Source organism: Citrobacter sp. KH_055_1, from assembly GCF_057838705.1.
In genome coordinates this window covers 416,247-428,530 of the sequence record NZ_CM174473.1, presented here as the reverse complement: position 1 = coordinate 428,530, position 12,284 = coordinate 416,247, and the positions used below count along the sequence as shown (strand labels likewise).

Genomic DNA, 12,284 nt, shown 5'->3' with positions numbered 1-12,284 from the left:
AGGCGCTACTCGGCATGGGGAAGCGCCTTTTTTATAAGCATCATAAGGAGGCTTTGACGATGAACGCAGGATGTGAACCCGTCTATTTTGGCGATGAATCGAAAAAGATAATCCACGGTGATGCGCTGACCGAACTGAAAAAACTGCCGTCTACAAGCGTCGACCTCATTTTTGCTGACCCACCTTATAACATCGGCAAAGATTTTGACGGGCTCGTAGAATCCTGGGACGAAGAGACCTTTCTGGCATGGTTGTTTGAGTGTATTGATGAATGCCATCGAATACTCACGCCGCAGGGTACCATGTACATCATGAACAGTACGGAGAACATGCCGTATATCGACCTCAAATGTCGCCAGCTTTTCACCATCAAAAGCCGCATCGTGTGGTCCTATGATAGCTCGGGAGTCCAGGCCAAAAACTTCTTTGGCTCAATGTATGAGCCTATCTTGATGATGGTCAAAGACTCGAAAAGCTATACCTTTAATCGTGATGACGTTCTGGTTGAGGCTAAAACGGGCGCCAAGCGCGCGCTAATCGATTACCGAAAGAACCCACCTCAGCCGTACAATCATCAAAAGGTGCCCGGTAACGTCTGGGATTTTCCCCGCGTACGCTATCTGATGGATGAGTACGAAAACCATCCGACCCAAAAACCTCAGGCGCTGTTAGAACGCATTATTCTCGCGTCCTCCAACCCGGGTGAGATTGTGTTAGATCCGTTCGCAGGAAGCTTCACCACGGGCGCGACGGCAGTGGCGTTGAATCGCAGATTTATCGGTATCGAAGTCAATGATGAATACGTAAAAATGGGGCTTAGAAGACTGAGCATTAGCTCCCACTTTTCAGAAAATGACCTTGCAAAGGTCAAAAAGCGAAAGACAAAAAACCTGTCTAAAAAGAGCCGATTAGCTGAAAAGAACAACGTAATTTCAACAAAGTAAAAGCATTGTAAGTCTGCTTTTCAGCATAGAGATTTCGTGTATATTCCCTGCACGCTTGGGTATGAATACACAGGATTTGGTAATGATTCGCAAGTATTGGTGGCTGGTTGTTTTTGCTGTCTTTGTTTTTCTTTTTGATGCCCTACTCATACAGTGGATTGAGTTAATGACAACAGAGCATGATAAGTGCCGGAATATGAACTCGGTGAATCCCCTCAAGCTGGTCAACTGCATCGACCTTGAATAACCCATCCGCTAACGCGCGTTTCCAGCCGTCATGCCATGGCGGCTGACTGCGATCAGCCGAATCTACCCTACCTGATTTTCACGCTCAACAAATTGCATCACACAGCCATCGGGACTTAGCATTTTTAATACGTTATCGACTAATACTGGCGCCTGTTCATAAAGATCATAACTGACTGGATTCATTAACCAGTTTTTTATTATCCCACTAAAGCTTCCGTGTAAAATAATCAGGATAACGTCTAAATCCAGACTGGTGGCGATAAGATTTTCATCCATACATTTCTGTAATGAATCACGTATTCTTTGATGGCAAAGGCCTATTTTATCGCGAATATCCTGTTCCGATATCATATCGTTATGGAATTCACATTTATGATATAAAATTTGCATTAATGCCTGCTGGCGGGGGATTTTTGCAATATATTGCAAACCCACGACTAATTTCTCCCGTAGCCTCTGTAGCGGATTGTCACCCCAACGTCCGATGAGTTGGTCCTGAATAAGATCGCGCAAGGGAGGTTGCTGCAGCCAAAGCTCATTAAACAGTTGACTCTTATTGTCGAAATGCCAATAGATTGCACCTCGCGTCACGTTAGCGGCATCCGCTATGTCATTAAGCGTTGTATTGCCGACACCCCGTGCCGCAAACTGTACAATCGCCGTTTCAATCAGGTGCTGGCGCGTTTTGAGGGCATCAGCTTTCGTTTTTCTCGCCATGGTTCGAATGCCTGAGACAGAGTAGGGAATGATAAACTTTCTTATCTAATATTTACTGTACGGAATTAATGTATCACTTAGCCTTTATTTAGACGAGTTCTAAAACATTTCATTACATACACTCAGCACAAATAAACAATGTGAATAAAATGAAAAAATACATTCACCAATGCAATACCTATTTCTATATGTGTTAATGCAAGTCATAACATGACTAATCTTCGCTTAATGAAAGGGCAGTTGTTTCTTCTTTTTTTGTTTTTATGTGCCGTGGATTACGCCGCAAAATAAGTATTGCTTACATCGCAAGCTAATTATTTGTAGGATAGCTAACTATTATTTTTTATTTGTGCGCGTTATCACCTGCCATTACTCCGGTAAATAACGAGCCTTCGGTTCTTTAAGGAATAGAAATGACGAAAACTGCCAGGTTCTCGCTCCTGCCCTCATTCATCATCATCTCCGCTGCATTACTCGCCGGCTGTAACGATCAAGGAGAAACACAGGCACATCCCACCGAGCCACAGGTGACAGTCCATGTTGTTGAGTCAGCCCCCTTAGCCGTGACGACCGAATTACCGGGGCGTACAAGCGCATTTCGCATTGCAGAAGTACGCCCTCAGGTCAGCGGGATTGTACTTAAACGGAATTTCACCGAAGGCAGTGATGTTGAAGCTGGCCAGTCGCTTTACCAGATCGATCCCGCGACCTATCAGGCTGACTATGACAGCGCTAAAGGTGAACTGGCAAAAAGCGAAGCCGCGGCAGCAATCGCGCACTTAACGGTAAAACGCTATGTTCCACTGGTCGGAACAAAATATATCAGCCAGCAAGAATACGATCAGGCCATTGCTGACGCACGTCAGGCCGATGCCTCCGTTATTGCCGCCAAAGCGGCTGTCGAAAGCGCGCGTATTAACCTTGCCTACACCAAAGTGACATCACCGATTAGCGGACGCATCGGTAAATCTAGCGTCACCGAGGGCGCGCTGGTCACTAATGGTCAGGCTACAGCGCTCGCTACCGTGCAACAGCTCGATCCGATTTACGTCGATGTGACGCAGTCCAGTAACGACTTTATGCGCCTCAAACAGTCTATTGCACAAGGCAGTCTGCATAAAGACAACACCAGCAGCACCGTCGAACTGGTGATGGAAAATGGCCAGTCATACCCGCTGAAAGGCACGTTGCAATTTTCTGACGTGACGGTTGATGAAAGCACTGGGTCAATCACTCTCCGAGCCGTATTCCCTAACCCGCAGCACACTCTGCTACCCGGTATGTTTGTGCGCGCACGTGTTGATGAAGGCGTTCAACCCAATGCCATCCTCGTTCCACAGCAGGGCGTGACGCGTACGCCGCGCGGCGATGCCACCGTGATGGTCGTTAACGACAAGAGCCAGGCTGAAACTCGTCCAGTCGTCGCCGTGCAAGCTATTGGCGACAAGTGGCTGATTAGCGAAGGCTTACAGTCGGGTGACAAAGTCATCGTAAGTGGTTTACAGAAAGCGCGCCCTGGCGTGCAGGTTAAAGCCACCACCGATGTCCCTGCAGCGACTGCGGCGCAATAAGGTAACAGGACATGGCAAACTTTTTTATTAGGCGTCCTATCTTTGCCTGGGTACTGGCCATCATTTTGATGATGGCGGGTGCGCTGGCAATCATGCAGCTGCCCGTGGCGCAATATCCTACTATTGCCCCTCCTGCCGTTGCGATTTCCGCAACCTACCCAGGTGCGGATGCGCAAACCGTGCAGGACACGGTCACACAGGTTATCGAACAAAACATGAACGGTATCGATAACCTGATGTATATGTCATCCACCAGCGACTCAGCTGGCAGCGTGACTATCACGCTGACGTTCCAGTCCGGCACCGATCCTGATATTGCTCAGGTACAGGTACAAAACAAACTGCAGCTCGCGACCCCATTACTGCCACAGGAAGTCCAGCAGCAGGGTATCGGCGTTGAGAAATCAAGCAGCAGCTTTTTGATGGTCGCGGGCTTTGTTTCTGACAATCCACAGACCACGCAAGATGACATCTCGGACTATGTCGCCTCAAACATTAAAGACTCCATCAGTCGTTTAAACGGCGTGGGCGACGTGCAGCTGTTTGGTGCACAATACGCCATGCGTATCTGGCTGGATGCGAATTTATTGAACAAATACCAGCTCACACCGGTTGATGTCATTAATCAGTTGAAGGTGCAAAACGATCAGATAGCCGCAGGCCAGTTAGGCGGGACACCTGCATTACCTAATCAGCAGCTTAACGCTTCGATAATTGCGCAAACACGCCTGAAAGATCCACAAGAGTTCGGCAAAGTGACATTACGCGTGAACAGTGATGGCTCTGTTGTTCACTTGAAGGATGTGGCGCGCATTGAGTTAGGTGGAGAAAACTACAACGTCGTTGCCCGTATTAACGGTAAACCGGCATCCGGCCTTGGTATCAAGCTGGCTACCGGTGCTAACGCGCTGGATACCGCCAACGCAATTAAAGCTAAACTAGTCGAACTGCAACCGTTCTTCCCGCAGGGAATGAAGGTTGTTTACCCATATGACACCACGCCGTTCGTCACCATCTCTATTCATGAGGTAGTGAAAACACTGTTCGAAGCGATCGTGTTGGTGTTCCTCGTGATGTACCTGTTTCTGCAAAACATCCGCGCCACGCTCATTCCAACCATCGCCGTGCCCGTCGTATTACTGGGTACCTTTGCCGTACTGGCAGCGTTTGGCTACTCGATAAACACCCTGACGATGTTCGGGATGGTACTCGCCATCGGCCTGTTGGTCGATGATGCGATAGTGGTGGTCGAGAACGTTGAACGCGTGATGATAGAAGAAAATCTCCCCCCCAAAGAGGCGACGGAGAAATCCATGTCGCAGATTCAGGGGGCGTTGGTGGGTATCGCCATGGTGCTGTCTGCGGTGTTTATCCCGATGGCCTTCTTTGGTGGTTCCACCGGGGCAATTTACCGCCAGTTCTCAATCACCATCGTTTCTGCCATGGCACTTTCGGTACTGGTCGCATTGATTTTGACCCCTGCGCTCTGTGCCACATTGCTCAAACCGGTGTCAGCAGAGCACCACGAGAAAAAGAGCGGCTTCTTCGGCTGGTTTAATGCCAAATTCGATCACAGCGTCAACCACTATACCAATAGCGTCAGTGGCATTATTCGTAAAACTGGACGTTATCTGGTCGTCTATCTGATCATCGTTGTGGGAATGGCGGTGCTGTTTATGCGCCTACCCACCTCCTTCCTGCCGGAAGAAGATCAGGGTGTATTCCTGACCATGATTCAACTTCCGGCTGGCGCAACACAAGAACGTACCCAAAAGGTGCTGGATCAGGTCACCCACTACTACCTGAACACGGAGAAAGCCAACGTTGAAAGCGTCTTTACGGTTAACGGCTTTAGCTTCAGCGGACAAGGGCAAAACTCAGGGATGGCGTTTGTCAGCCTCAAGCCCTGGGAAGAGCGTAGCGGAACGGAAAATAACGTTGAATCGATTATTGCCCGTGCGACCCGCGCCTTTAGCCAGATTCGTGATGGCCTGGTATTCCCCTTCAACATGCCCGCCATTGTTGAATTGGGCACGGCAACTGGCTTTGACTTTGAGCTGATTGACCAGGGAGGACTGGGACACACGGCGTTAACCCAGGCACGTAATCAGTTGATGGGGATGGTCGCCCAACACCCGGACCTGCTGGTTCGTGTACGCCCTAATGGCCTGGAAGATACCGCACAGTTCAAGCTGGATGTCGATCAGGAAAAAGCGCAGGCGCTGGGTGTTTCGCTATCTGATATTAACGAAACCATTTCCGCTGCACTGGGCGGCTACTACGTCAATGACTTCATTGACCGCGGCCGCGTGAAAAAAGTGTACGTCCAGGCTGATGCAAAATTCCGTATGTTGCCGGAAGACATCAATAATCTGTATGTCCGCAGCGCCAATGGCGAAATGGTGCCATTCTCAACATTTAGCTCTTCTCAATGGGTCTATGGTTCACCGCGGCTGGAACGTTACAACGGTATGCCATCAATGGAGCTACTGGGAGAAGCCGCACCGGGTAGAAGTACCGGTGAAGCCATGGCGATGATGGAAAGCCTGGCAGAAAAACTGCCAACCGGTATCGGTCATGACTGGACCGGTATGTCTTACCAGGAACGCCTGTCAGGTAACCAGGCACCTGCGTTGTATGCCATCTCGTTAATCGTTGTCTTCCTTTGCCTTGCCGCATTGTATGAGAGTTGGTCGATCCCCTTCTCCGTCATGCTCGTGGTTCCACTGGGTGTTGTGGGCGCGCTACTGGCCGCGTCGCTACGCGGAATGAATAACGATGTGTACTTCCAGGTCGGCCTGCTTACCACCATCGGTCTCTCTGCCAAAAACGCCATACTGATTGTGGAATTTGCCAAAGACCTGATGGATAAAGAGGGTAAAGGCTTGATTGAAGCGACGCTGGAAGCCTCCCGAATGCGTCTTCGCCCAATCCTGATGACTTCGCTGGCCTTTATTCTGGGGGTTATGCCGTTGGTAATCAGTCGCGGCGCAGGTAGTGGCGCACAAAATGCGGTTGGTACCGGTGTGATGGGGGGAATGCTCACCGCCACATTGCTCGCTATCTTCTTCGTTCCTGTCTTCTTTGTTGTCGTTAGACGACGTTTTAGTCGACACAATGATTAATTTGTAAAATAAAGGCGTCTACGGACGCCTTTTTACCGGATATTGAGATCTTTATTTATTAATAAGATAGCCATTTATTTTTTCCCACCCCTCAGAAAAAAAGCATTTATTGCTATGTGCTTTATTCATTATGTTTACAAACCACACGAATTGAGATTATTCCTCATGTCAGTCTTTTTTTAAGAGGTGGTAAAATAGCTTTCGATTTCGCAGATGGCTTTGCGTTTGTCTTTGCTTTATTAGCGAAACGTTTATTTTAGAGGTAACACCATGAAAAGATTAATTTCCGTTGCATTGCTGACAGCATTACTGGCAGGCTGTGCACACGATTCTCCTTGCGTACCTGTCTATGACGATCAGGGCCGCCTGGTTCATACCAATACCTGTATGAAAGGCACCACGCAGGATAACTGGGAAACAGCAGGTGCAATCGCCGGTGGTGCTGCTGCCATTGCCGGCCTAACACTTGGGATCGTTGCCCTAACCAAATGAATCCTCTTAAAAGCGCGGTACCTGCCGCGCTTTTAATCAGAATGATAATTATCATATAAGACAAAAGGTTGGTGTAAGACATCAATCATAGAATAAGATTATTATAGATTCCACTCACATATCCGCGATGTGAAATTAGCATTTTTTGTATTCTTCGTAACAACATGTCCTCCTATCGTTATTCTCACGTCATCAATATTACCGCCCGAAATCGTTATCCTGCGTCCTGTCTGAATTTTAAATTTTTTGCGCCGAAATGTGGCTTACGTTTCAATTTTGCACCACTTCAGGGCGCTGCATTTATTTTTTCCTGTCTACACTCTGCATATTGCGTCGAATATTCGGTCGCAAAAAACTGGCACTACCTTTGCTTAGAAGAGTATGGCCAAAGCCACAGACAGGTAAAAGACGTTTTCAAAACGTCTCCATAACAATAATTCCTCCACACAGGATGCTCTATGAAAAAGATGATAATAGCCAGCCTGGCTGCGGCCGGCGTGATGCTTGCGATTGCAAATCAGGCACATGCCGGCGCAACGCTTGATGCCGTAAAGAAAAAAGGATTTGTACAATGTGGTATCAGTGATGGTTTGCCTGGTTTTTCTTACGCCGATGCGAACGGTAAATTTTCGGGTATTGATGTCGATGTTTGCCGCGGTGTTGCCTCTGCCGTATTCGGTGATGATACAAAAGTAAAATATACCCCACTCACCGCCAAAGAACGCTTCACAGCGTTACAGTCCGGCGAAGTCGATCTTCTCTCACGTAACACCACCTGGACCTCTTCTCGTGATGCTGGTATGGGCATGTCCTTTACTGGTGTAACGTATTACGATGGCATTGGTTTTCTCACCCACAATAAAGCTGGTCTGAAGAGCGCTAAAGAACTGGATGGCGCAACGGTGTGTATTCAGGCAGGTACAGATACCGAACTGAACGTGGCCGATTACTTTAAGGCCAACAACATGAAGTACACCCCCGTCACCTTTGACCGATCGGACGAATCCGCCAAGGCACTGGAATCTGGTCGCTGCGATACGCTTGCCTCCGACCAGTCTCAGCTGTATGCCCTGCGAATCAAGCTAAGCAATCCTGCAGAATGGATCGTCCTGCCTGAAGTTATCTCCAAAGAGCCGCTGGGACCTGTCGTCCGCCGTGGAGATGACGAGTGGTTTTCCATTGTTCGCTGGACCCTGTTCGCCATGCTGAACGCTGAAGAGATGGGTGTTAACTCGAAAAACGTTGATGAAAAAGCAGCTAACCCGGCAACACCGGATATGGCTCACCTGCTAGGCAAAGAAGGTGACTACGGCAAAGATCTGAAGCTCGATAACAAATGGGCTTACCATATTATTAAGCAGGTAGGAAATTACGCGGAGATCTTTGAACGTAACGTGGGATCGGAAAGCCCGCTGAAGATCAAACGCGGACAGAACAACCTCTGGAATAACGGCGGCATCCAATACGCACCGCCGGTGCGTTAATCCGTAGCGATGTAACGGGCGCCGCAGCTGCGGCGCTCAGCCCAGAGTCACAGTTACCGAGGTTTTCTTATGCCCCATCGCCGCTCAAGCGTAAAAGGATCATTCTCCTTTTCTAACCCTGCGGTCCGCGCCTGGTTATTTCAAATACTCGCCGTCATTGCGGTCGTCAGCATTGCGGTCTACCTCATTCATAACACGATTAATAACCTGAGCAGCCGCGGTATTACCTCGGGGTTTTCTTTTCTCGATCGCAGTGCCGGATTTGGCATTGTTCAGCATCTGATTGATTACGAGCAGGGCGATACCTATGGCCGCGTCTTTCTGGTCGGTCTGCTTAATACACTGTTAGTCTCCGCGCTGTGCATTGTTTTCGCGTCATTTCTCGGTTTTTTTCTCGGACTGGCGCGGTTGTCGGATAACTGGTTACTGCGCAAGCTCTCAACGATTTATATCGAAACGTTCCGCAATATTCCCCCGCTGCTGCAAATCTTCTTCTGGTATTTTGCTGTGTTACGTAATTTACCTGGCCCACGCCAGGCTGTTAACGCATTGGATATCGCATTCCTGAGCAACCGCGGGCTCTATATTCCGGCACCACAAATGGCAGAGGGTCTTGCTGCCTTTTGCGCTGCCGCCCTGATTGCTGCCATCATCTCTATTGGGTTATTTCGCTTTAATAAAATGCATCAGACTAAAACAGGTCAGTTACGACGGACCTGGCCTACGGCCCTGGCGCTGTTCGCTTTTTTACCGATGCTTTCACAGTGGATTTTTGGCACAGCGCTACACTGGGATGTGCCTGAACTACGCGGCTTTAACTTCCGTGGCGGCATGGTGCTTATCCCAGAACTGGCTGCGCTGACGCTGGCACTTTCGGTGTATACCTCCGCATTTATTGCAGAAATTATTCGCGCGGGCATTCAGGCCGTGCCTTATGGTCAGCACGAGGCCGCACGCTCACTGGGGCTGCCAAATCCGGTAACCCTTCGCCAGGTTATTATCCCGCAGGCGCTGCGCGTCATCATTCCCCCACTGACCAGTCAGTACCTGAATATCGTAAAAAACTCCTCTCTGGCTGCAGCCATCGGCTACCCGGATATGGTTTCACTGTTTGCAGGGACCGTACTTAACCAAACAGGACAGGCCATTGAAACCATTGCCATTACCATGTCGGTGTATCTGATCATCAGCCTGAGCATTTCTCTGTTGATGAATATTTATAACCGTCGGATAGCACTGATTGAGCGCTAAGGAGCCATGATGACAAAAGCACTGCTGTCTCACCCCACGCGCCAGAACAGTAATCACGCAGGACGCGTTATTTTGTGGGTACGCAAGAACCTGTTCTCTAGTTGGTCAAATAGCCTGCTCACGCTGTTGTGCGTGTGGTTAATGTGGGCGTTTATTCCCCCTCTATTGAACTGGGCATTTCTACAGGCGAACTGGGTAGGATCTACCCGGGCAGATTGTACGAAAGCAGGAGCCTGCTGGGTGTTCATCCATGAACGCTTTGGCCAATTTATGTATGGACTCTATCCACACGATCAACGTTGGCGAGTAAATCTGGCCCTGGTTATCGGTCTGCTTTCTATCGCCCCGATGTTCTGGAAAACCATGTCCCACCGTGGTCGCTATATCGCCGTCTGGGCAGTGGTTTACCCCATTGTGGTCTGGTGGCTGATGTACGGTGGTTTTTTCGGTCTCGAACGTGTCGAAACCCGGCAGTGGGGAGGATTAACGCTAACCTTGATTATCGCCTCCGTCGGTATTGCCGGTGCACTTCCATGGGGAATTTTACTGGCATTAGGTCGTCGTTCTCATATGCCCGTCGTGCGGATTTTATCCGTTATTTTCATTGAGTTCTGGCGTGGAGTACCGTTGATCACCGTGCTGTTTATGTCCTCAGTGATGCTGCCATTGTTTATGTCGGAAGGTACCAGCATCGACAAACTAATTCGCGCGCTGGTTGGGGTGATCCTTTTCCAGTCTGCCTATGTCGCGGAGGTGGTGCGCGGAGGATTACAAGCCTTGCCAAAGGGGCAGTATGAAGCCGCCGAGTCACTGGCACTAGGATACTGGAAGACGCAGGGACTGGTTATTCTTCCCCAAGCGCTTAAGTTGGTTATTCCCGGCCTGGTCAACACGATTATCGCGCTGTTCAAAGATACCAGCCTGGTCATCATCATAGGTCTGTTTGATCTTTTTAGTAGCGTACAACAAGCAACCGTCGATCCCGCCTGGCTGGGGATGTCGACAGAAGGCTACGTTTTTGCCGCACTGATTTACTGGATTTTCTGTTTCAGCATGTCTCGTTACAGCCAACATCTGGAAAAACGTTTTAACACCGGGCGTACACCGCACTGAGGAATTTATGAGCCAATTATTAATGCCGTCTACCGACGCGATGATTACGCTGGAAAACGTCAACAAGTGGTATGGGCAGTTTCATGTTCTTAAGAATATTAACCTGAAGGTAAAACAGGGGGAGCGCATCGTATTATGTGGGCCTTCTGGCTCTGGTAAATCGACAACCATCCGCTGTATTAATCATCTGGAAGAGCATCAGCAAGGACGCATTGTGGTGGATGGGATTGAACTCAACGAAGACATCCGCAATATTGAGCGTGTCAGGCAAGAAGTCGGTATGGTCTTTCAGCACTTTAATCTCTTTCCGCATTTGACGGTCTTGCAAAACTGCACATTGGCCCCTATTTGGGTCCACAAGATGCCAAAGAAAGAGGCTGAGGTTCTGGCCATGCACTATCTTGAACGGGTTCGTATTGCGGAACATGCGCATAAATTCCCGGGACAAATCTCCGGAGGACAGCAGCAGCGTGTGGCTATTGCGCGCTCGCTGTGTATGAAACCCAAAATTATGTTGTTTGACGAACCCACCTCGGCGCTGGATCCTGAAATGGTGAAAGAAGTACTGGATACTATGATTGGCCTGGCGCAATCAGGAATGACGATGTTGTGTGTCACCCATGAAATGGGCTTTGCACGCACGGTAGCCGACAGAGTGATTTTTATGGATCTAGGTGAAATAGTGGAACAGGCACCCCCGGATGAGTTTTTTGCCAATCCACGTTCTGAACGTACGCGAGCGTTTTTATCGCAGGTAATACATTAATATTATCATCCACTTGCATATAACGGCACTACATTTATCAGACCAATAATGGTACCAATCCTAAAGGTCGGATAGGGCGTTGACACCGTCATCTGGCCTTTTCTGAGTACACATAACGCAAAAAGGCCATCCTTTCGGATGGCCTTTTCACTTATTTGATGTCTGGCAGTTCCCTACTCTCGCATGGGGAGACCCCACACTACCATCGGCGCTACGGCGTTTCACTTCTGAGTTCGGCATGGGGTCAGGTGGGACCACCGCGCTACAGCCGCCAGACAAATTCTTTTCTACGTGCCGAACATTAACCTAAAAACTGGTGCTGATACCCAGAGTCGAACTGGGGACCTCACCCTTACCAAGGGTGCGCTCTACCAACTGAGCCATATCAGCACACTAAATTTGATGCCTGGCAGTTCCCTACTCTCGCATGGGGAGACCCCACACTACCATCGGCGCTACGGCGTTTCACTTCTGAGTTCGGCATGGGGTCAGGTGGGACCACCGCGCTACAGCCGCCAGGCAAATTCTGTTATCAGACCGCTTTTGCGTTCTGATTTTATCTGTATCAAGCT

Annotated in this window: 10 protein-coding genes, 1 tRNA gene and 2 rRNA genes; 9 read left to right on the top strand and 4 right to left on the bottom strand. The window is 49.2% G+C overall.

Translation table 11 applies throughout. The annotated features are described in order from the left end of the window. The first annotated feature begins 59 nt into the window (after positions 1-59). Together yhdJ and AC3ITF_RS02155 are read left to right on the top strand one after the other, a co-directional pair. A complete protein-coding gene (yhdJ, locus tag AC3ITF_RS02160) occupies positions 60-944 on the top strand; it encodes an adenine-specific DNA-methyltransferase (protein WP_135911307.1) in 885 nt (294 codons plus the stop codon). An 82-nt stretch (positions 945-1,026) separates the two neighbouring features. Beyond that, positions 1,027-1,191: a DUF2556 family protein gene (locus AC3ITF_RS02155; protein WP_048213464.1), complete on the top strand. Its 165-nt coding sequence runs from the start codon at positions 1,027-1,029 to the stop codon at positions 1,189-1,191. A 62-nt stretch (positions 1,192-1,253) separates the two neighbouring features. Here AC3ITF_RS02155 and envR read toward each other — a convergent pair whose 3' ends face one another. Beyond that, positions 1,254-1,910 (bottom strand): acrEF/envCD operon transcriptional regulator, encoded by a 657-nt coding sequence (gene envR / locus AC3ITF_RS02150; RefSeq protein ID WP_096755455.1) that lies wholly within the window; start codon positions 1,908-1,910, stop codon positions 1,254-1,256. 413 nt (positions 1,911-2,323) lie between these two features. On the opposite strand from envR, the gene AC3ITF_RS02145 reads away from it, so the two are divergent. The 7 genes from AC3ITF_RS02145 to AC3ITF_RS02115 all read left to right on the top strand — a co-directional run bounded on the left by AC3ITF_RS02145 (position 2,324) and on the right by AC3ITF_RS02115 (position 11,712). Beyond that, complete coding sequence (locus AC3ITF_RS02145) at positions 2,324-3,481, top strand: efflux RND transporter periplasmic adaptor subunit (protein ID WP_115257348.1); 1,158 nt, start codon at positions 2,324-2,326, stop codon at positions 3,479-3,481. A gap of 11 nt (positions 3,482-3,492) precedes the next feature. Then, on the top strand, positions 3,493-6,606 hold the full coding sequence (locus AC3ITF_RS02140) for an efflux RND transporter permease subunit (protein WP_117342760.1): 3,114 nt from the start codon (positions 3,493-3,495) through the stop codon (positions 6,604-6,606). Between the two features lie 270 nt (positions 6,607-6,876). Then, positions 6,877-7,098 carry a lipoprotein gene (locus tag AC3ITF_RS02135; protein WP_096755452.1) on the top strand — a complete coding sequence of 74 codons (222 nt, stop codon included), beginning with the start codon at positions 6,877-6,879 and terminating at the stop codon, positions 7,096-7,098. A 458-nt stretch (positions 7,099-7,556) separates the two neighbouring features. After that, complete coding sequence (locus tag AC3ITF_RS02130; RefSeq protein WP_096755451.1) at positions 7,557-8,582, top strand: amino acid ABC transporter substrate-binding protein; 1,026 nt, start codon at positions 7,557-7,559, stop codon at positions 8,580-8,582. 69 nt (positions 8,583-8,651) lie between these two features. Continuing rightward, on the top strand, positions 8,652-9,833 hold the full coding sequence (locus AC3ITF_RS02125; protein WP_135911306.1) for an amino acid ABC transporter permease: 1,182 nt from the start codon (positions 8,652-8,654) through the stop codon (positions 9,831-9,833). 9 nt (positions 9,834-9,842) lie between these two features. Next, entirely contained in the window at positions 9,843-10,946 is a 1,104-nt protein-coding gene (locus tag AC3ITF_RS02120) for an amino acid ABC transporter permease (protein WP_181491413.1), read from the top strand. 7 nt (positions 10,947-10,953) lie between these two features. After that, on the top strand, positions 10,954-11,712 hold the full coding sequence (locus AC3ITF_RS02115; RefSeq protein WP_096755448.1) for an amino acid ABC transporter ATP-binding protein: 759 nt from the start codon (positions 10,954-10,956) through the stop codon (positions 11,710-11,712). 160 nt (positions 11,713-11,872) lie between these two features. On the opposite strand, the gene rrf (AC3ITF_RS02110) is transcribed toward AC3ITF_RS02115, so the two are convergent. The 3 genes from rrf (AC3ITF_RS02110) to rrf (AC3ITF_RS02100) form a co-directional block, all read right to left on the bottom strand. After that, positions 11,873-11,988, bottom strand: a 5S ribosomal RNA gene (gene rrf, locus AC3ITF_RS02110). A 38-nt stretch (positions 11,989-12,026) separates the two neighbouring features. Beyond that, a tRNA-Thr gene (locus AC3ITF_RS02105) sits at positions 12,027-12,102 on the bottom strand. A gap of 14 nt (positions 12,103-12,116) precedes the next feature. Further along, a 5S ribosomal RNA gene (gene rrf / locus AC3ITF_RS02100) occupies positions 12,117-12,232 on the bottom strand. Positions 12,233-12,284: the final 52 nt, after the last annotated feature.

Excerpts from the sequence above, each read along its gene's own strand:
- yhdJ (WP_135911307.1), top strand. The coding sequence starts at position 60 with ATGAACGCAGGATGTGAACCCGTCTATTTTGGCGATGAATCGAAAAAG.
- AC3ITF_RS02155 (WP_048213464.1), top strand. The coding sequence starts at position 1,027 with ATGATTCGCAAGTATTGGTGGCTGGTTGTTTTTGCTGTCTTTGTTTTT.
- envR (WP_096755455.1), bottom strand. The coding sequence starts at position 1,910 with ATGGCGAGAAAAACGAAAGCTGATGCCCTCAAAACGCGCCAGCACCTG.
- AC3ITF_RS02145 (WP_115257348.1), top strand. The coding sequence starts at position 2,324 with ATGACGAAAACTGCCAGGTTCTCGCTCCTGCCCTCATTCATCATCATC.
- AC3ITF_RS02140 (WP_117342760.1), top strand. The coding sequence starts at position 3,493 with ATGGCAAACTTTTTTATTAGGCGTCCTATCTTTGCCTGGGTACTGGCC.
- AC3ITF_RS02135 (WP_096755452.1), top strand. The coding sequence starts at position 6,877 with ATGAAAAGATTAATTTCCGTTGCATTGCTGACAGCATTACTGGCAGGC.
- AC3ITF_RS02130 (WP_096755451.1), top strand. The coding sequence starts at position 7,557 with ATGAAAAAGATGATAATAGCCAGCCTGGCTGCGGCCGGCGTGATGCTT.
- AC3ITF_RS02125 (WP_135911306.1), top strand. The coding sequence starts at position 8,652 with ATGCCCCATCGCCGCTCAAGCGTAAAAGGATCATTCTCCTTTTCTAAC.
- AC3ITF_RS02120 (WP_181491413.1), top strand. The coding sequence starts at position 9,843 with ATGACAAAAGCACTGCTGTCTCACCCCACGCGCCAGAACAGTAATCAC.
- AC3ITF_RS02115 (WP_096755448.1), top strand. The coding sequence starts at position 10,954 with ATGAGCCAATTATTAATGCCGTCTACCGACGCGATGATTACGCTGGAA.